Source organism: Mesorhizobium sp. M1252, assembly GCF_040318265.1.
Classification (GTDB): domain Bacteria; phylum Pseudomonadota; class Alphaproteobacteria; order Rhizobiales; family Rhizobiaceae; genus Mesorhizobium.
The window spans coordinates 149836-169302 of the sequence record NZ_JAMYLX010000013.1 but is presented as its reverse complement, the minus strand read 5'-3'; the positions used below and the strand labels follow the sequence as shown (position 1 = coordinate 169302).

The following is a 19467-nucleotide window of genomic DNA, read 5'->3' as shown; positions in this document are numbered from 1 at the left end:
CGCGAGCACAAGAAGCTCGCTCTGCGCCAAGCCGCATGACCAGCATCATGGCCGCCCCATTTTGCAGAACTTGACGCACACAACCTGAAAACCCGCTTTCGACGGGAGTATAAAACTCGAGGTTACCATTGCTTTTCGTATAGAGGCTGTGGTGGAAACGTGGGTCCAATCCGCAAAGCATTGCCTTGCGTGGAAGTGGTCGAAGCCGGCGGCGGATGGTCCGTTCCTGTGGCCAAGGAAGACCAGGAAATTACCCGATCATTCGTGATTGAACCGTTTGCGCTGTCCTATGCTGAGGGCCAGCGGATACGCCTGCTTCTCGACAAGTTCGTTCGTCTGTAGAGAGGCTAAGCCCGATGAAAGACCGGTGGGAACCTGACCACCAGTTCATTGAAAGCGCCCGCCGTAGCCAGCTCCGAGCGGAGAGCCAACTGGACTCCCTGCAATCGACCATCGCCGAAACGCGACGCGTCCTAGAGGCTTCACGGAAGCTCTTGGAAAAGATTGCCGAGCGGGAACACCATACCCAGCCATAGGGAATGGCCGGTGCAGGTTGGGCATGCTTGTGGGGCTTCACCGCACCGGCCACTGCGGGAAGATATGAGGCCCCCCGCGCCGCCTAAGATATAGGCATATTAGCAATCGCGCAATTAACCCTATTGCGCTACCCAGCCGTAGAGGCAAGGAAATCGGAGAAGTTGGTGCCGGTTAACCGCCAGCACGCGAGCAAGTCATTCTGAAAGCATGAAAAACGCGATTTTGCTCGTGCCAATTGAGCGTCTGAAATCTAGTTCCTGCTGCCGATTATCCCTAAGTTAACTGAAATACTTATATTCCCGAAGGGTTGCGAATCAGTCGATTGTCAAGCGCATGCCATGGAGCAAGCAAGGGATCGATCTGAGCAGAAGGGCCGCAGCGGTCGAAGCGCGCTGGGAAATCCGAGCGGCTTCGGCAATTGTCCGCTCTGGCTCGCCCGCTACAACTCGACTCGCGCAGTGTGGACGGAATCACCGGCCATGTGGACGAGAACCATCTGGCGATGTCGTTCACCGAGTTTCGTTCGCGCTTCAGCCTTTAAGGGCAAGGTGATCAAGGCGATCGGATCGCCGCCTCAGGCGGCTTCGCGTTCGGCCTGCGCAGTCAGGTCCGGCTCCCGGCGGCTGTATTGGCGCGGCGAACAGCCCATGACGCGCTTGAATGCCGTGCTGAAGGCGCTTTCGGATTCGTAGCCGAGCGCCAGCGCGATGACGGAAACCGGATCGCCGGAATGCATCAGCCTGTCGCCGGCCAGCATCATGCGCCAGCGCGTCAGATAATCCAGGGGTGAGGCCCCGACCGTCTGCTTGAATCTGAGCGCAAAAGTCGATCGCGACATGCCGGCGCGCCCCGCCAGTTGCTGCAATGTCCAGCCATGCGCCGGGTCCTCGTGCATGGCGCCGATCGCCGCGCCGATCTGCCTGTCGGTCAGCGCGAACAGCCAGCCGACATTGCCTTGCGCCGTCATATGCAGGCGCAAGGCCTCGATCAGGATCATGTGGGCGAGGTGCTCGACGATGAGAAAGCCGCCGGGACGCCGCTGGCGCAATTCCTGCATCATCCGCTCCACCGGCCAGCGCAGCGCCGAATGGTCGCTCTCGGCGCGGATGTGGACGATGGGCGGCAGCATCCGCAACAGGATGCCGGCATGGTCGCCGGACAGCGTGAAGCGACTGCTGACGAGGAGGAAATCGCCGCCGCCATTATGGACAGTGATGCCGCCGGTGCGTGCCGGTGAAAAGATCGTTCGGGCATCGACCGTCGTCAGGCCGAGATCGCTGGCAAGCCGGAAAGGGCGGCCGCGCGGCAACAGGAAACAGTCGCCCACGTCCAGCCGCACCGCGTCAGGGACGCCCTCGACCGACAGCCAGCATCGGCCGGACACCACGGCGCCGCATTTGATGGCGGCCTGCTGGTCGGGAAACTGGATCGCCCAGTCGCCACCGGCTTCCAGGCCGGCGGACAGGTAATTGCGCGGCTTCAGCAGCGACAGCGCGTCTGACAGCGGATCCATGAGGGTTCTCGGACGATTGCGAAGATATCTCGGATTTTACCGCATAGATCGTATGATCTCAACCTTCTATCTCCTTCGGCAACGGCTGCTTTGTGCAGTCATCGACGAAAACAAGGAGAAATCATCATGCGTGTGTTCGTTACCGGGGCTACCGGTTTTGTCGGTTCGGCGGTTGTGAGGGAATTGCTCGGGGCGGGCCATCAGGTGCTTGGCCTCGCGCGGTCGGAAGCAGGTGCTGAGTCGATCGTGGCCGCGGGTGCCGAGGCGCATCGCGGCGATATCGAGGATCTCGACAGCCTGCGCAGCGGCGCTGCCCAATCGGATGGCGTCATCCACACGGCCTTCAACCACGACTTTTCGAGATTCGCCGCCAGTTGCGCAGCGGACCAGCGCGCCATCGAAACGCTCGGCGCGGCGCTCGAGGGTTCCGAGCGGCCGCTGCTTGTCACCTCCGGCCTCGCCGGTTTTGCGCAAGGAAGGCCGGCAACCGAAGACGACAAACCCGCGCCTCCATCGGCCGCCATGCCGCGCGCTTCGGAAGCAACGGCCATGGCGCTCGCAGCGCGCGGGGTGCGCGCATCGACGGTGCGGCTGGCGCCGACCGTCCATGGCGAGGGCGATCACGGTTTCGTGCCGATGCTGATTGCCATTGCGCGTGAAAAGGGCCTCTCGGCCTATGTCGGCGACGGCGCAAATTGCTGGGCGGCGGTGCACCGGTTCGACGCCGCCAGCCTGTACAGGCTGGCGGTGGAGAAGGGGGCGGGCGGCGTCAGCTATCATGCGGTTGCCGAACAGGGCGTGGCGAGCAAAGAGATCGCCGAGATCATCGGCCGCCGGCTCGGCCTGCCGGTCGTTTCCATAGGCCCCGAGGACGCGGCTGCGCATTTCGGCTTTCTCGGGCATTTCATCGGCAGGGACTTGTCGGCGTCAAGTGAGCAGACCCGCACTGCGCTGGGATGGCAGCCGACCGGGCCGGGGCTCATCCCCGATCTCGATCCTGCCCGCTATTTCGAGGCCTGATCAGGCCGGCCAGTCGCGTTGCATTGCACGACCGACAGCCTGGCGATCAGCGGCAGTGCCAGCAACACGGCCAGACGCAGCCCGCCGAGCGGGCAGCACCGTCGTGCTGCTGGAACCGCCGCCACATCTGTATGGCGGCAAGCAGAACGAACACGGCGTAGGCCGCCCGCAGCCCGGACGACCTGCTCGCCCGTCGCCGGAAAGCCGGCGAAGGCATGGCCTCGTCATGGCAGACCTACCTTGTTACGGGGATGCGCGCGCGATTCCCGCGCCTAGTTAGAGATCGCCCTTCCTCACCTTGCCGTAAACGATATTCCGGTTCGAGCCATAGTAGACTTTCGCGTCGAAAGGACTCCCGCCGAGGGCGGCATTGATGATGTCCCACATATCGTCGGCCGAACGTAGGATGAGCGGCCAATCCATGAAAGTCTCCATGTAACCATCCGTCGTTATCTCGTCGCTGAAATTGGCAAACAGGAATTCGCCACCGGGCTTGACGAGTTCCATGGCTCTTTGAAGCAGGCGGACGCCGATGGCACGCGGCAGGTAATCGTAAAGCCCCGATGCGTAGACGAGATCGAATGTGCCAAGGGCGTAGGCGCGGCGCAGGATGCCGCGTACGGAACCCTGGACTGCCTCGACTGCCGTGCCGGCAAAGTCGTGGTTCACCGTGGCTACGCTGACGGGGTCCTGATCCAGGCCGATCCAACGCTGCAGTTTATGCCTGGCCAACGCGTCGGAGCGTTCGGCTTCCCTGAGGTGGCCGCAGGCAATCGCCAGCACCTCAGCCTTTTCCACACTGCTGGCCGTCTCGTCCACGGTCCTGGCCAGAATATCCCGCCGCTCGCGCCCCGCCACCGAACTGGCAGCTTCACTGGTGTACGCATAGATTTGCCGACCAAGTAAGGTAGACGAGGCCACGATCTCGTCGGCGATCGGATGCTTGTAGTAAATATCCAGCAGGCCTGCATCGCCCGAATACCCGCGCGGTTTTTCGACCGACCACCGCGTGAACGGGTCCTGGAGCAAATATTCCGCGACCCGATGCTGCTGAGCCAAAGGAACGAGTTTCTGCCAAACCGCGGTAGCAACCTGCCGGCGGAGCTTGTGGAGTCGCCCCGCCAAACGATGGACGACGGGGGCGGCCGGTTTGTTTCGCGCAAAGGCTTGATGAGCAAGGTCCAGTATCAGGGCGAGCTGGGCCGTGCTGTCCCTCAACTCGTCGGAGTCAGCCGCCTCTTCGGAGGTCGCAACATGTTTCTTCATCAGCCTGGTGGTGACCAGGCTGTATTGGTCGAGCTGCAGTTTTGGCTTGATAGGCATGCCGTTTACTCTCCGGTTTACCGCCCCGGTCCCCGGCCAGCAGCATAGGTGCGCCGCCAGCCAATGCTAACAATTTTAATAAAATTTTAGTAAAATTTGAATCAACGGAATGGCCATCAATCCTGCAAACTGGCTAAATCCGAACCGCCCGTTTACCCTCGGTTAGCGACATCTGACTTTTCTTGCGGACAGGGACGTCTTCATTCCCCGACCGCAGGCGACGTCGGCTGTTGCATTCGCTACTGCAGATCGCGGAGGAGCGTTGCGATGCAACTGAGCGAGGACGTTGCCCAGAAGGTGGCGGCAGCGATTGGACGTCCGCGGTGGCATTCCGCCGATCCGGAACTCCTGACACTGTTCCTGCAGAAGGATGCCGATGAGAATCGCAGTCTTGTGCGATGGGGTATTGCGGCTGCTGTATTCAGCTATGTGGCCTATGGCCTTTTCGATTGGTTTCTCTTTCCGGATGTCGCCGGCCGGCTTGTTTTGACGCGCGTTACGCTAGGGGTCACTTCCCTGGCGCTTGTCGAATTTGTCGCCCGACGGGGCTTTGCCCTTGCCACCTTGCACCTTGTAGCAGCGCTGGCGATTGTCTCCGGTGCCCTTGGGTGGCTCGTCTCCGCTGTTGGAACAGAGCATCAGGATGCCCTCTCCCATTTCATGGTTTTTGGCACAGTGTTCATCCTGGGTGCGAATCTGTTCTTCAACTTCCGTTTTTGGCTTTCAGCCCTTGCCTCCGCGACGGTCGCCGCAAGCTTTGTGTACGCCGCGATGTTCTCCCTTCAGGCCGACATCGCCGGCCGCATCGTGCTGTCGGCCTATTTCGTGAACTGCCTCGTCTTGTCGCTTTATCTTTCGTGGCGGCTGAGCCTGGAGCGGTACCAGACCTTCCTGCACGCGCTTCGGGCGCAGTTCCAGGAGCAGGCTGCTATCAAGAAGGGGCAGAAGCTAACCGAAATCGCCGACACCGATCCGCTCACGGGAATGAAGAACCGCAGGGCGATCATTCGAGAATTCTCGGAGCTGCGCGAAGACTGGGCCGCGGACGACGACGAGATAGGGCTCATTCTGATCGACGTCGACTACTTCAAAAGGTTCAATGACGGACTTGGTCATCAGGCCGGCGACGATTGCCTGATCAAACTCGCCCATGTCCTCTCCGAGATGGCGGCTGCCAACAACGCCATCGCGGCCCGCTATGGCGGAGAAGAATTCGTCATTCTCTGCAAGGTCACCGGGCGGGCTCACCTTCATGAGATAACGAAGAAATTCTGTCGCGCTGTAGAGGATTTGGATATCTACCACCCTGATCGGGGCGACAAGCTCAACATCGTAACGATCAGTGCCGGGGCGTCGTTGACGCGCGCCGATCAGAGCATAGAGCTTAGAATCCTGCTGCAGGAAGCTGACCGCGCGCTCTACGCGTCCAAGTTTGCCGGTCGGGCTACGTTCACGATTTACGACCCGCATGCCACCAGCCAGGATCGCTCCGGCGAAAATCTTTCAGAACTGCTGAAGGTGGCAGTTTCCAACCAGCTCGTTTCTGTCGCTTACCAGCCAATTCGCGAGCTGGCGTCGGGACGCGTGCTGGGCCACGAGAGTCTGATGCGGGTATGCGACTTCGACGGCACCATGATCAGTCCGTCCGTATTCATACCCGTTGCCGAGCAGACCGGAGCGATCGTGGAACTGGGTACGTGGCTGATCGATCGAGCCTGCGGTGACATGGCGGAATATGGATTGGGCTCGGTCGTGACGGTGAACGTCTCCGTTCTTCAGCTCAAGGCTCCCAACTTTTCACTCCGGATCACCGAGATCCTTGGCAGGCACGGCCTTGCGCCCCAGAAACTGGCCATCGAAATCACCGAAGGCAGTGACATCTTTCTGGAGGCGCAAGCGGTAAGAAACGTGGAGCGGTTGCGAAAACTCGGCGTTCAGATCTGGCTGGACGACTTCGGAACGGGATTTGCCGGCCTGACATGGCTCCGCCGCTTCAAATTCGACGTGGTCAAGATCGATCGCAGCTTCCTCCACGATTGCCAGACCTCTCGCGGCTTGAGCCTGTTGCGGGACATGGTCGGGCTGCTTCGCAATCTCGGCCATGTCGTGCTCGCCGAGGGCGTCGAAACGGAGGAGCAGTACATATTGCTGCAGCGCCTGGGGGTAAATTTGATGCAGGGCTTCCTCACCGGGCATCCAGTCCCGATCGAAGAGGTAAACCAAATGAGGCAAGGCCTTGTTGCCTAGCGGCAGCCCCTTCGCTGAAGCTTCGGAGGGCATCCTGCTTCGTTCCGGTCCCCCTACGCTACTTCGTAGCTTCGGGCGACACTCCTACGCCCAGATGCGGTTCCGGGTGGCCTGCCACCCGAAGCCCGCAGGGCGTAGGGTGGCGGAGAGGGAGGGATTCGAACCCCCGATGGGCTTGCACCCATGCCGCATTTCGAGTGCGGTGCATTCGACCACTCTGCCACCTCTCCGCGGTGATGGTCGGCCGTTGCCGGCGCGGCGCACTAGATAACGGCTGGGCGGGCAGGTTACAAGGCCAAATCCGCGGGGGAATTCAGCTTCCTGTGCGGGCTCTGTCTGGAGGGCTGCGTTGCGGCCACGTCGGCAGATGGGGCCAACCGGTCCTCGACCGGAGAGATCGGGGGCGGCAAGGAGGCGGCGTGGCCAAGGATTCCGCCCGTTTGCCTTGACTCGTACCGAACCTTCGGTTAGGGGAAGCGCGCAATCGGCGTGGAGGGTTCTTCCACGCCGCTTGTTTTTCGAACCCGCAGACTGACAAAAGACGGCCGAACCGCGTGACGCGGCTCATCGAGGCCGACCGAACAGCGAAAGGCAAAAAATGTTCGCAGTCATTAAAACGGGCGGTAAGCAGTATCGCGTTGCCGCCAACGATCTCCTGAAGATCGAGAAGCTCGAAGCCAATGTCGGCGATATCGTCGAAATCGGCAGCGTCCTCGCCCATGGCGAAGGCGAAAATGTCACCTTCGGCGCCCCGTTCGTCGATGGCGCTCTGGTCACGGCGGAAGTCGTCGAGCAGGGCAAGAACCGCACCGTCATCGCTTTCAAGAAGCGCCGCCGGCAGAATTCGCGCCGCAAGATCGGCCACCGCCAGCTTCTGACCACCGTGCGGATCGCCGAGATCCTGCTGGGTGGCGCCAAGCCTTCCAAGAAGGCCGCAGCCAAGGTGGAAGCCAAGGAAGTCAAGGCTGACGTAGCGCCCGAGGCGAAGGCTGAGGCCGCGCCGAAGGAAGCCAAGGCGAAGAAGGAAGCCAAAGCCGAGGCTGCTCCGAAGGATGAAGCCAAGACGGAGACCGCCGTCGCCGCGCCGCTGTTCAAGGCGCCGAAGGGCGAGCCGGACGATTTGGCCGTGATCAAGGGCATCGGCCCGGTTGCCGCCGGCCAGCTGCACGAGCAGGGCATCACCACCTTCGCCCAGCTTGCCAAGCTGTCGGACAAGGACGTGGCCAAGATCGACGCGCACATGCCCTTCAGCACCGACCAGATCAACGACTGGCGCGAGCAGGCCAAGGAACTGGCGAAGAAGTAAAACGAACCGGCGACAAGGTCGCCGGATCGGACTTGAAACGGAACGCGAACGCGTTCATAAGACCATTCAAGCGCCCCAGGGCGCATCGGAGTTAGTTAGATGGCACACAAGAAAGCTGGCGGCTCGTCGCGCAACGGTCGCGACTCGCATTCCAAGCGTCTGGGCGTGAAGAAGTTCGGCGGCGAAGCCGTCATCCCGGGCAACATCATCATCCGTCAACGCGGCACCACCTGGCATCCCGGCGTCAATGTCGGCATGGGCACGGACCACACCCTTTTTGCGCTCGAGACCGGCGCAGTCACCTTCAACAAAAAAGCCAACGGCCGAACCTACGTATCGGTCAACCCGATTACCAAAGCCGCGGAGTAGCCGGTTCCGCACTATAAAACCGGCGCCCATCTCGGGAACCGGTGTCTGGCCAAACCAGTGAATGGAGCCAGGAAAAGGATCAGGGGAGATGGGTTTTCCATCTCCCCTTTTTTCTTGCCTGGAGGACGTCGAATGGTTGCCGAAGCGGAAGACACCGAAGACGAAAGTTACGCGATAGATTGCCCGGTGCTGGCCACGGAGCGGCTGGTGATGCGCGCCCCGTGTGAAGCCGACATCGCGCAACTGGTCGAGCTTGCCGGCAACCGTCACGTCGCCGAGATGCTGGCCCGCATGCCGCACCCCTATGGCGAGGCCGAGGCACGCGCCTTCCTGGCCATGACCAGGTCGCGCCGGGCCGGCATCGCCTACGCCCTGACGCTCGCCGGCACCGACATTTTCGTCGGCTGCGCCGGCCTCAACATGACCGATCGCGGGCTGGAACTCGGCTACTGGATCGGCGAGCTCTATTGGAAGCGCGGCTATGCGACGGAGGCCGCGCATGCGTTGGTCGACCTCGCCTTCCAACGGACGTCGATCCAGGTGCTGCAGGCTTCGACGCGGGTGATCAATCCGGCCTCGCGCCGCGTCATCCACAAATGCGGCTTCCAGTATGCCGGCCAGGGCATGCTGAACTCGATCGTCGCCGGCCAGGTGCCGGTCGAGCGGTACCGGCTGGACAGAAAGACCTGGATCAGTCTTCGAAACTGGGTGCATTTCTAGGTGTTTTGATATTCAGGTGAGGCCGGCCTGCAAACGCGGGTTTATGCGCTTCCGGTGCACGTACTTAAGTACGCTCCGCTCCGGTTCTCGAAAACCAGTGTTTTCGGCTCGGCCTGACCTGAATCTCAACACACCTAGCGCGTGCCTCCAAACGACAGGTTTGGCAACGTTGGTTGTGGATCGGACTCAACTCAGCCCATCTCGACCCAAATCGGGAGATGGTCCGAACCGACCGCTTGACGGTCGACCCACAGGCGCTTCAGCGATCCGGCGAGCGAGGCCGAGGTGAAGATGTAGTCTATGCGCTTGTGGCGGCTTGTGTCTTCGGGTCGCGTGGGATCGACCCAGGTGACGACGTCTGGTGTGTTCAGGCGCTGGGCGACGTCGACGGCGAGATCGGCGGTCAGCGGCATACCGAATTCATGGTCCGGGCGGCCGACGAGTTCGACATATTCGGGCGAGCCGGGCAGCATGTTGAAGTCGCCCATGACGATGAAGGCTTCGGGATAGGGCAGGTCCGGCAGGCCGATCTCGGGAATGCCGGAGAGGCCGCCGCCCTCGAAGGCATAGTTCAACAGGCGCTGGCGCAGGAACCGGATCTGGCTGGCGCGTTCAACCGGACTGCGATGGTCGAGATGCGTGGAATAGAAGCGGATGAAGCCGAGCGGGGTCTCGACCAGCGCCTCGAGCGCGCCGCGCTGGAAGTTCATCGCCTCAAGGCTGCGGCTGCGCGGCAAAAGCAGATTGCGCGACAGATGGATCGGCGTCTTCGACAGCACCATGTTGCCGAGCTGGAAAGTGGTGGTGATGGCGCGGCCGGCCTCCAGGCGCGAGCCTACATTGACCTCGAAATTGCTGCCGTAGGCGGCAAAATATTCGGGCAGCGCCTCGCCGATCTCGGCGACCATGTCGCGGTTGCCGTTCCTCGGATTGTTGCGGGTCACTTCCTGCAGCGCGATCACGTCGGCGCCGCGAACCGCCGCGGTGATGCGGCCGAGATCGTAGCGGCCATCCAGACCGATACCGTACTGGATGTTGTAGCTTACAACCTTCATTCCCGCGCCCCTCAAGCTCCGTCCGCGAACACTGCTACCGCGTCCCCGGCAAAAGGGCATCCGGCGCTTTAGTCGCAAAACGGCCTCGCCCTTGGCCGCGCCTTGGTTTAGAGCAAGGCGCAAGATCTAGAGCAAAGCCGCAAGGCCAACAGAAACTGCGTAGTCCAATGAAATTTCTCGATCAAGCCAAGGTTTATATCCGCTCCGGCGACGGTGGCGCCGGCTCTGTGTCGTTCCGGCGCGAAAAATTCATCGAGTTCGGCGGCCCGGATGGCGGCGACGGTGGCCGCGGCGGCGATGTCTGGCTGGAAGCGGTCAATGGGCTGAACACGCTGATCGACTATCGCTACCAGCAGCACTTCAAGGCCAAGACCGGTGTCCACGGCATGGGCCGCAACATGACCGGCGCCAAGGGCGCCGATGTGACGCTCAAGGTGCCGGCCGGAACCCAGGTGTTTGCCGAGGACAATGAGACGCTGATCTGCGACCTGACCGTGGTCGGCCAGCGCTTCCTGCTGGCCAAGGGCGGCAATGGCGGTTTCGGCAACCAGCATTTCAAGACCTCGACCAACCAGGCGCCTCGCCGCGCCAATCCGGGCCAGCCCGGCGAAGAGATGAATGTCTGGCTGCGGCTGAAGCTGATTGCCGACGCCGGCCTGGTCGGGCTGCCAAATGCCGGCAAGTCGACTTTTCTGGCAACCGTCACCGCAGCCAAGCCAAAGATCGCCGACTACCCCTTCACCACGCTGCATCCAGGTCTCGGCGTTGCCCGCATCGATGCGCGCGAATTCGTCATCGCCGACATTCCGGGCCTCATCGAGGGCGCGCATGAGGGTGTCGGCATCGGCGACCGGTTCCTCGGCCATGTCGAGCGCACGCGTGTGCTTTTGCACCTGGTCTCGGCGCAGGAGGAAAATCCTGGAAAGGCCTACAAGACCGTGCGCGCCGAGCTGGATGCCTATGGCAATGGGCTGATCGAGAAGGTCGAGATCGTGGCGCTGAGCCAGGTCGATATCCTCGACGCCGATGAGCGCAAGAAGAAGGTTGCGTCGCTCAAACGCGCTGCCGGCCGCGCGCCGATGCTGCTGTCGGCGGCCACCGGCGAGGGCGTCGAAGCGGTGCTGCGGGCGCTGATGGCGGTTGTCGGCGAAGCGCGCGACAGGGCTGCCGCTCCCGTCGAGACCCGCTGGGACCGATAGCGATGACGGCGCAGTCGCTGACAAAATACCGGCGCATCACGGTCAAGATCGGTTCGGCCTTGCTGGTCGACCGCACCAGCGGCCTGAAGCGCGACTGGCTTGCCTCGCTTGCCGAGGATATTGCGGTGCTCGCCAATGGCGGCGCCGAGATCCTGGTCGTATCGTCCGGCGCCATTGCGCTCGGCCGCACCATTCTCGGTCTCGGCAAACGGGCGCTGAAGCTGGAAGAAAGCCAGGCGGCTGCGGCCGTCGGCCAGATCGCGCTGGCCGGCGCGTGGTCGGATGCGCTGGGCAAGGGTTCGCTGAAATCGGGCCAGATCCTGCTGACGCTGGGCGACACCGAAGAGCGCCGCCGCTATCTGAATGCCCGCGCGACGATCTCGACGCTGCTCAAGATGAAGGCGGTGCCGGTCATCAATGAGAACGACACGGTGGCGACCTCCGAAATCCGCTATGGCGACAATGACCGGCTGGCGGCCCGGGTGGCGACGATGATGGGCGCCGACCTGCTTGTGCTGCTCTCCGACATTGACGGGCTCTATACGGCGCCGCCGGCGCGCGATCCCGATGCGAAATTCATTCCGGTGGTCGACCGCATCACGCCCGATATCGAGGCGATGGCGGGGGCGGCCGCTTCCGAACTGTCGCGCGGCGGCATGCGCACCAAGCTCGATGCCGGCAAGATCGCCACCGCCGCCGGCACCGCCATGATCATCACCTCGGGCACAAGGCTGTCGCCACTGATGGCGATCGAGCGTGGCGAGCGCGCCACCTTCTTCAGGCCGAGCGCCAATCCGGTGAAGGGCTACAAGAGCTGGATCGCCGGCCAGCTCGAACCGGCGGGGCGGCTCACCGTCGATGCCGGCGCCATCGGTGCGCTGCTGTCCGGCAAATCTTTGCTGCCGGCCGGCGTCAGGCTGGTCAGCGGCAATTTCTCGCGCGGTGACACGGTGGCGATCCTGTCGCCGGAAGGGCGCGAGATCGCGCGCGGGCTTGTTGCCTACGATGCCGCCGATGCCGTAAGGATCGCAGGCCTGAAGACCGCCGAGATCGAAACCGTGCTCGGCTACGAGGCGCGCTCGGCGATGATCCACCGCGACGATCTGGTGGTGAGCGATCCGGGTGACCAGATACGGGCTGCCGGCCAGGTATGGGCCGGGGGCGAGGTAAGCGGAGGATGAGACATGCTGAAGTTGCATGAACAATCCGGGGATGACACCGTCGCGCTGATGGCTGATATCGGCCGCCGCGCCCGCGCGGCCGCCCGACCGTTGGCGATTGCGACCGCCGCCGCCAAGGATGCCGCACTTCTCGCCATGGCCGACGCGATCATCGCGCGCCAGCAGCAGATTCTCGATGCCAACGCCATCGATGTCTCTAACGGACACGAATCGGGCTTGTCCGGCTCCTTCATGGACCGGTTGAAGCTCGATCCGGCGCGCACCCGTGCCATGGCGGATGGCATCCGTGAAATCGCCGAGCTCAGGGACCCGGTCGGCGATGTGATCGCGGCCTGGGATCGCCCCAACGGCCTGCAGATCGAGCGCGTGCGCACGCCGCTCGGCGTTGTCGGCGTCATTTATGAAAGCCGGCCGAATGTGACGGCGGATGCCGGCGCGCTCTGCCTCAAGGCCGGCAATCCGGTGATCCTGCGCGGCGGCTCGGACTCGCTCAATTCGTCCGCCGCCATTCATGCCTGCCTGGTCGAGGGGCTGAAGGCCGCCGGCCTGCCGGAAGACGCCATTCAGCTGGTGCCGACCACCGACCGCGCCGCCGTCGGCGAGATGCTGAAGGGGCTTTCCGGCAATCTCGACGTCATCATTCCGCGGGGCGGCAAGAGCCTGGTCGGGCGCGTCCAGAGCGAGGCGCGGGTGCCGGTCTTTGCCCATCTTGAAGGCATCTGCCATCTCTACATCGACCGCTCGGCCGATCTCGACATGGCGGTCAGGATCGCCGTCAACGCCAAGATGCGGCGCACCGGTGTCTGTGGCGCTGCAGAGACTTTGCTGGTCGACCGCGCGGTGGCCTCCACACATCTGGTGCCGATCCTCGACGCGCTACGCGCCGCCGGCTGCGAGATCCATGCCGATCAGGAAGTGATGAAGCTGTTCTTCGACGCCAAGCCGGCGACCGATGCCGACTGGATGACCGAATATCTCGAGGCCATCATCGCGGTAAAGCTGGTAGACGGAATTGCCGGTGCCATCGACCATATCGAGACGTTCTCCTCACACCACACCGAGGCGATCATCGCCGAGGATACCAAAGCGGTCGAGCGGTTCTTCAACGAGATCGACTCGGCGATCCTTTTGCACAATGCCTCGACGCAGTTCGCCGATGGCGGCGAATTCGGCATGGGAGCCGAGATCGGCATCGCCACCGGCAAGATGCACGCGCGCGGACCGGTTGGTGTCGAGCAGCTGACCTCGTTCAAATACCGCGTGCGCGGGTCGGGACAGGTGAGGCCTTGAATCATTCGCGTCAGGGCTTGAGGCATTGAGCCCAGACACCCCCCTCTGTCCTGCCGGACATCTCCCCCGCAAGGGGGGAGATCAGGTTTTTCTTCCGCTTTCGCCAATCACTAACGTTGCAAGAAAAGTGCCTTTGCCGAAGCTGCTGATCTCCCCCCTTGCGGGGGAGATGCCCGGTGGGGCAGAGGGGGGTGCCTAGCACCATGCTGTCGTCCCTTCAGCCCGCCATCCCCTCGCACTACCTCCGTATGCCGCATGCCGAGAAAGGCCTCGCCGTCGGTCTGTTCGGCGGATCGTTCAACCCGCCGCATGCCGGCCATGCGCTGGTGGCGGAAATTGCCTTGCGGCGCCTCGCGCTCGACCAATTGTGGTGGATAGTGACGCCTGGCAATCCGCTGAAGAGCACCAGGGAACTGGCGCCGCTGAGCGACCGGCTGCTCCAGTCGGAGCAGATCGCCAAGAACCCGAAGATCAAGGTCACCGCCTTCGAGGCGGCGTATCATATTCGCTTCACCGCCGACACGCTGGCGCTGGTCAAGGCACGCAATCCCGGCGTCGACTTCGTCTGGATCATGGGCGCCGACTCACTCCGCGATTTCCACCGTTGGCAGCGCTGGCGCCAGATCGTCATGACCTTCCCCATCGCGGTCATCGACCGCCCGGGCGCGACGCTGTCCTTCCTGTCCTCGGTCGTGGCCAAGACCTTCGACTATGCCCGCGTCGACGAGGGTGACGCGCCCCGGCTCGCCCGCATGAAGGCGCCGGCCTGGACTTTTATTCACGGCCCGCGTTCGTCGCTGTCATCGAGTGCTATTCGCCAGCAAGCCAAGGGGTAACTCCGTAAGACCAGATCGCCGATGTCGCTTTTACGGCGGCCTTTCGCGATTGGCTGGGCGATGCTGCGCCGGATATGGCCACTTCAGTGAACCAGACCGACATCGGCCCCAATCATGGCGCCCCGCCGGGGCCCGTGATCGCCATTGCCAGCGTAATCGTGTCGATGGCGCTGATCGCGGTCGGCAACGGGTTGATGTTCGCCTATATCCCGGTCCGGCTTGGCGTCGAGCGCTTCGATCCGACCTGGGCCGGGCTGATCATCACCGGCCTGTCTGCCGGCGGACTTGCCGGCTGTATCCTGACCGGGCCGCTGGTGCGCCGCGTCGGGCACGCCCGCGCCTTCATGGTGCTGTCGGCGCTGATAGCGCTGTCGAATGCTGCCATTGGCGCCGGCACCTACCCGCTGCTGTGGATCGCGGCGCGCGCGCTTTACGGTTTTGCAATATGCGGCCTGTTCATCGTCGCCCAGAGCTGGCTCAACGATGCCGTCGCAAACGCCATTCGCGGCCGGGTGATGGCGGTGTTTTACGTCGCCTATGTCGCCGGACTTGGCGTCGGCTATGCCCTGCTGGCGGCGGTCGACATCGCGACGGCGCAGGCGCCGCTGATCGACATTGCCTTCACCGCAGTGTCGATCCTGCCGGTCGGCATGACGCGGTTGGCTCAACCGCCGCCACCTCGCGCAGCCTCCGTGGCGCTTGGCCGCGCCTGGCGGATCTCGCCGGTCGGGGTGGCCGGCATGCTGGCCGTCGGCGGTCTGTCGATGGCGATCGCCGGGTTCGCACCGATCCATGCCACGGCCAAAGGCTATAGCCAGGCCGATGTGGCGCTGCTTTTGTCGGCGATGCCCGTCGGCACGCTGATCCTGCAGATACCGCTCGGCTGGATTTCCGACCGTACCGATCGCCGTTACGTGCTGGCCGGCGCTGCGGCACTGGCCATCGTCGCCGGTATTCTGGCCATCGGCTTCGACGGCGGCGCGCTGATGGTGCTCGTGGTGATCTACATCGTCTGGGACGGCGCCTCGGAATCGATCTATTCGCTGGCCAGCGCGCATGCCGCCGACCGCGCCGGCAAGGACGACATGGTGGCGCTGTCGAGTTCGTTGCTGTTTGCCTGGTCGCTGTCGGGGTTCATCGTGCCGGGTATCGTGACGGCCCTGTCGGCTGTCTATGGCACGCAGGCCTTCATTTATGTGGCCATCGTCATCGCCACTGTCTTCTGCCTGTTCGTGCTGTGGCGAGTGGCCACCACGCGCGCCGTCCCCGCTACGGAGACCAGCAGTTTCGCGCCGATGTCGGCGCAGGCGCCGCTGCCGGTGGAGCTCGCCTACGCCCCGGAAGATAAGCGCTGAACGGTTTCACAGCTCCTACTGCCTGGTGGCGGCAGTTTCCTGTCGAGCCTCCGGCGGAGGTGCGGGAACCGAAATGGCTTCGGCGTCGAACGCCTGCTTGACGCGTTTGGTGAGATCGATCTGGGTGGCGAAGAAATCCGCCGCCGTGGTCCAGTAGCGCAAGGTGATGGCGACGCTGGCATCGCCCACCGTGGCGACGAAGGCGATCGGCGCCGGCTCTCGCTTGACGCGGCGCTCGCCGCCGGCAACGCCCAGCATGGTTTTCTGCGCCAGGTCGATGTCGTTCCAGGAGCCGATGCTCAGCGTGATGTCTCCGCGGCGCACACCGTTGCGGGTAAAATTGCGCACCGGCTGGTTCCACAGCGTCGAATTGGGCGCCAGCACATAGACGCCGTCTGTCGTGCGGAGCTTGGTGGCGAACAGGCCGATTTCCTCGACGGTGCCGGAAATGGCGCCGACCTCGACATATTCGCCGATGCGGAATGGCCTGAGCGCCAGAAGCATGATGCCTGCGGCGATGTTCTGCAGCGTGCCTTGCAGCGCCAGGCCGATTGCCAGCCCGATGGCGCCGATGGCGGCGATGATCGAGGCCGTCTGAACGCCGAACTGGCCGAGCACCATGATGACCACCAGGATCAGGATGGCGTAGCGCACGATCTTCGAGAAGAAATGGCGCAGCGTCGCGTCGAAACCATGGATATGGCCGAGGCCGGCTGAGATCGATCGTTCTGCGAGCCCGGCGACGAGATAGCCGACGACCAGCAGGATGATGGCGCCTATGGCGGAGAAGGAATAGGAAACGATCAGTGTGCTGAGTTGCGCAAGGCCAGCCTGCACGGTGAGCAGCGTGTTCTGGGGGTCGATTGGCATCAGGAAAATCCGTTTGGGGGGTGTGTCGATAACCCCTGCCGCGGCCATGGGTTCCGATTTTTCTCAAGGCTCCGGAACCGGAAGTCGTGCACTGCGTTCGCGGTGGCAGGGCCTCCCGTCTTGAAACTGCAAGGGAACTCTGCCTATCTATAGGGTGTCACCTGATTTCGTGGGTGATTTGGTTGTTCTTGCTGCGAAAGGAAATACACTGAGAACAGCATTGCGGAAGAAGGTTGACATCATGCCTTCGCCGGCCAGGATCAGCGTAGATGACGCCGTGTCCCGTGCCATCAAGACAGTCCTTGCCAGTCTGGAAGACTCCAAGGCCGAAAATATTGTCTCAATCGACATTCAGCGGAAATCGAGCCTCGGCGACTATATGGTCATCGCGTCGGGCCGGTCGCACCGTCATGTCTCGGCTGTCGCCGACCACCTGCTCAAGGCGCTCAAGGATGCCGGTCTCGGCACGGCGCGCGTCGAGGGGCTGTCCGGCGCCGACTGGGTCCTGATCGATTCAGGCGACATCATCGTCCATGTCTTCCGCCCAGAAGTCCGCGAATTCTACAATCTTGAAAAGATGTGGCAGGCGCCGGACCTCGAGGAAGAGACCTTGCACTGAGCTTCGTCTCATGTCGTAACCATCCTGGGTGCGACATGGATTGAAAGCTCGCCGAGGCAGGGATGAAGATAGCAGTTCATGCCGTGGGCCGGATGAAGGCCGGCCCCGAGAGAGAGCTCGCCGACCGCTATTTCGAGCGTTTCGCCAAGAGCGGCCCGGCGATCGGGTTCGAATTCTCTGGTGTCGCCGAGATCGCCGAGGGACGAGCCCAGAACGCCAATGAGCGCCGCCGCGAGGAAGGCCAGAAGCTGCAGGCACAGCTGCAGCCGGGCACGGCGCTGTTCCTGCTCGACGAACGCGGCAAAAACCTGTCCTCAGACGATTTCGCCAGCCGTATCGGCCAGCTGCGCGATGGCGGACGCAAGGCGTTGGTCATCGCCATTGGCGGCGCCGACGGGCACGACCAGTCGATTCGCGATCAGGCTGAGCTGATGGTCTCGTTCGGCGCGGCGACCTGGCCGCACCAACTGGTGCGTGTCATGCTGGGCGAGCAGCTCTATCGGGCGGCAACGATTCTTTCGGGACATCCCTACCACCGTTCGTAAATCAGTGGGTCGAGGGTCAATCGTCCGGATTTCCGCCCCAATGCGCGGCTGTTTTGTGCTAGGCTTCGGTTCGATCATGGTTGATGGTTCGTTAACGAAGCCACGCATAGAGTCGGGCTTCAATGGCTGACAACGGGAAATCACGAACGGGCTTCCGGCACGCGCGCTGCGGCATCGCTGCGGCGGTGGTTTTGCTGTCGCTCGGGCTTGCACGGGCCGAAAATACGCTGGACGTGGCGCCCGACCCCGATCTGAGCCGTGCCGAATATGAGAAGGTGTCGGCCGAGATCACGCTGTCGTCCGAACGGCTGGCCAAGCTCGCCGCCGACATTGCTTCGGTCAAGAAGGACCATGCCTCGATCACCGCGGCGCTTATCCAGTCGGCTATGACCGAGCAGAAGCTCGGCCAGGACATCGAGGATATCGGCGCCAGGCTCGAAGGACTGAAGGGCGAGGAACAGAAGATCCGTGTCTCGCTGGCGGCGCGGCGCGACGTGCTGGCCGAGGTGCTGGGGGCGCTGCAGCGCATGGGGCTCAATCCGCCGCCGGCGATCCTGGTCAAGCCGGAAGACGCACTGTCGTCGGTGCGCAGCGCCATCCTGCTCGGCGCAGTGGTGCCCGAACTGCGCCAGCAGACCGACAAATTGCTGGCCGACCTCAGGGAACAGACCCGGGTGACGGCCTCGATCGAGGCCGAGCGGACGCGGCTGACGGCGGCGGTCGGCGAGCAGACGGCGGAAAAGAAACGCCTCTCCATGCTGCTCGAAGCCAAGCAGAAGCTCGAGGCGGACACCTGGACGGCGATGGCCGCTGAAAAGCAGCGGTCCCAGGCGCTTGCGGCCAAGGCCGGCAGCCTGAAAGAGCTGATCGCTTCGCTTGAAGCCGACAAGAGCCGCAAGGCGGCGGATGCCGTCAAGGCAGGCGAACAGAAAGCGGCCGACAGCGATAAGCCGGACGCCGATAACGCCGATGCAGGCACAACCGCGTCGACGGAGCTGGCTTCGCTGCCCGTGCCGGAAGGCAACCGCCTCACCGCCGCCGCGCCGTTTTCGGCACTTCAGGGACAAGTCTCGCTGCCGGTCACCGGCAAGATCAAGCTGCGTTTCGGGGCCGATGACGGTAACGGCGCGGTGATGCTCGGCGACATGGTTGCGACACAATCGGGAGCCATCGTCACGGCACCGGCGGACGGAAATGTGCTTTATGCGGGGCCTTTTCGCTCCTATGGTCAACTCTTGATCCTCAATGCGGGAGACGGCTATCATGTCGTCCTGGCGGGGATGAGCAGAATCAGCGTCGCGTCTGGCCAGTCGGTGCTCGCAGGAGAGCCGGTCGGCGCGATGGGAGAGGCCCGGGTGGCAAGCACCTCGGCCTCGAAGAATGGAAATGCCACGCCGGAACTCTATGTCGAGTTCCGCAAGGATGGAAAACCCGTCGATCCGACCCCATGGTGGGCGGACCGCTTCTCTGGAAGGACGTGAA

At 63.0% G+C, this 19467-nt stretch carries 18 protein-coding genes and 1 tRNA gene; 14 read left to right on the top strand and 5 right to left on the bottom strand.

Features of this window, described 5'->3' with window-relative positions; translation table 11 throughout:
* Positions 1-189 precede the first annotated feature (189 nt).
* Positions 190-342 carry a hypothetical protein gene (locus NKH22_RS24325; RefSeq protein WP_023822425.1) on the top strand — a complete coding sequence of 51 codons (153 nt, stop codon included), beginning with the start codon at positions 190-192 and terminating at the stop codon, positions 340-342.
* A 769-nt stretch (positions 343-1111) separates the two neighbouring features.
* Here the strand turns inward: NKH22_RS24325 and NKH22_RS24320 are convergent.
* Positions 1112-2050, bottom strand: coding sequence for an AraC family transcriptional regulator (locus NKH22_RS24320; RefSeq protein ID WP_352911305.1), 939 nt, complete (start codon positions 2048-2050; stop codon positions 1112-1114).
* A gap of 126 nt (positions 2051-2176) precedes the next feature.
* On the opposite strand from NKH22_RS24320, the gene NKH22_RS24315 reads away from it, so the two are divergent.
* A complete protein-coding gene (locus NKH22_RS24315; RefSeq protein WP_352911302.1) occupies positions 2177-3070 on the top strand; it encodes an SDR family oxidoreductase in 894 nt (297 codons plus the stop codon).
* A 276-nt stretch (positions 3071-3346) separates the two neighbouring features.
* On the opposite strand, the gene NKH22_RS24310 is transcribed toward NKH22_RS24315, so the two are convergent.
* Complete coding sequence (locus NKH22_RS24310; RefSeq protein WP_023684116.1) at positions 3347-4393, bottom strand: class I SAM-dependent methyltransferase; 1047 nt, start codon at positions 4391-4393, stop codon at positions 3347-3349.
* Positions 4394-4660: 267 nt separating this feature from the next.
* Here NKH22_RS24310 and NKH22_RS24305 point away from each other — a divergent pair, with 267 nt between their 5' ends.
* Positions 4661-6640 carry a putative bifunctional diguanylate cyclase/phosphodiesterase gene (locus tag NKH22_RS24305; protein WP_352596748.1) on the top strand — a complete coding sequence of 660 codons (1980 nt, stop codon included), beginning with the start codon at positions 4661-4663 and terminating at the stop codon, positions 6638-6640.
* A gap of 140 nt (positions 6641-6780) precedes the next feature.
* Here the strand turns inward: NKH22_RS24305 and NKH22_RS24300 are convergent.
* Positions 6781-6870, bottom strand: a tRNA-Ser gene (locus NKH22_RS24300).
* 368 nt (positions 6871-7238) lie between these two features.
* Between NKH22_RS24300 and NKH22_RS24295 the strand changes: the two genes are divergently transcribed.
* The 3 genes from NKH22_RS24295 (at position 7239) to NKH22_RS24285 (ending at position 9035) form a co-directional block, all read left to right on the top strand.
* On the top strand, positions 7239-7946 hold the full coding sequence (locus NKH22_RS24295; RefSeq protein ID WP_023700236.1) for a 50S ribosomal protein L21: 708 nt from the start codon (positions 7239-7241) through the stop codon (positions 7944-7946).
* Positions 7947-8045: 99 nt separating this feature from the next.
* Complete coding sequence (gene rpmA / locus NKH22_RS24290; protein ID WP_015315190.1) at positions 8046-8315, top strand: 50S ribosomal protein L27; 270 nt, start codon at positions 8046-8048, stop codon at positions 8313-8315.
* Between the two features lie 132 nt (positions 8316-8447).
* Positions 8448-9035, top strand: a complete 588-nt coding sequence (locus NKH22_RS24285) for a GNAT family N-acetyltransferase (protein WP_023752650.1) — start codon at positions 8448-8450, stop codon at positions 9033-9035.
* Between the two features lie 191 nt (positions 9036-9226).
* Here NKH22_RS24285 and NKH22_RS24280 read toward each other — a convergent pair whose 3' ends face one another.
* The gene (locus NKH22_RS24280; RefSeq protein ID WP_023752649.1) at positions 9227-10090 is read right to left on the bottom strand and encodes an endonuclease/exonuclease/phosphatase family protein; all 864 of its coding nucleotides are present in this window, start codon (positions 10088-10090) and stop codon (positions 9227-9229) included.
* Positions 10091-10257: 167 nt separating this feature from the next.
* On the opposite strand from NKH22_RS24280, the gene obgE reads away from it, so the two are divergent.
* From obgE to NKH22_RS24255, 5 genes are all read left to right on the top strand, one after another.
* Positions 10258-11289 carry a GTPase ObgE gene (gene obgE / locus NKH22_RS24275; RefSeq protein WP_023668691.1) on the top strand — a complete coding sequence of 344 codons (1032 nt, stop codon included), beginning with the start codon at positions 10258-10260 and terminating at the stop codon, positions 11287-11289.
* Positions 11290-11291: 2 nt separating this feature from the next.
* Complete coding sequence (gene proB, locus NKH22_RS24270; protein ID WP_023752648.1) at positions 11292-12470, top strand: glutamate 5-kinase; 1179 nt, start codon at positions 11292-11294, stop codon at positions 12468-12470.
* Positions 12471-12473: 3 nt separating this feature from the next.
* Positions 12474-13760 (top strand): glutamate-5-semialdehyde dehydrogenase, encoded by a 1287-nt coding sequence (locus tag NKH22_RS24265; protein ID WP_023752647.1) that lies wholly within the window; start codon positions 12474-12476, stop codon positions 13758-13760.
* 203 nt (positions 13761-13963) lie between these two features.
* Entirely contained in the window at positions 13964-14596 is a 633-nt protein-coding gene (locus NKH22_RS24260) for a nicotinate-nucleotide adenylyltransferase (RefSeq protein WP_023712012.1), read from the top strand.
* Positions 14597-14670: 74 nt separating this feature from the next.
* Positions 14671-15951, top strand: a complete 1281-nt coding sequence (locus tag NKH22_RS24255; protein WP_023744955.1) for an MFS transporter — start codon at positions 14671-14673, stop codon at positions 15949-15951.
* A 15-nt stretch (positions 15952-15966) separates the two neighbouring features.
* On the opposite strand, the gene NKH22_RS24250 is transcribed toward NKH22_RS24255, so the two are convergent.
* Entirely contained in the window at positions 15967-16821 is an 855-nt protein-coding gene (locus tag NKH22_RS24250) for a mechanosensitive ion channel family protein (protein ID WP_023736854.1), read from the bottom strand.
* A gap of 241 nt (positions 16822-17062) precedes the next feature.
* Here NKH22_RS24250 and rsfS point away from each other — a divergent pair, with 241 nt between their 5' ends.
* From rsfS to NKH22_RS24235, 3 genes are all read left to right on the top strand, one after another.
* A complete protein-coding gene (rsfS, locus tag NKH22_RS24245) occupies positions 17063-17440 on the top strand; it encodes a ribosome silencing factor (protein WP_023668698.1) in 378 nt (125 codons plus the stop codon).
* Positions 17441-17502: 62 nt separating this feature from the next.
* On the top strand, positions 17503-17985 hold the full coding sequence (gene rlmH / locus NKH22_RS24240; RefSeq protein WP_023668699.1) for a 23S rRNA (pseudouridine(1915)-N(3))-methyltransferase RlmH: 483 nt from the start codon (positions 17503-17505) through the stop codon (positions 17983-17985).
* Positions 17986-18107: 122 nt separating this feature from the next.
* A complete protein-coding gene (locus NKH22_RS24235) occupies positions 18108-19466 on the top strand; it encodes a murein hydrolase activator EnvC family protein (RefSeq protein WP_023668700.1) in 1359 nt (452 codons plus the stop codon).
* The last annotated feature ends 1 nt before the right edge of the window (position 19467 follow it).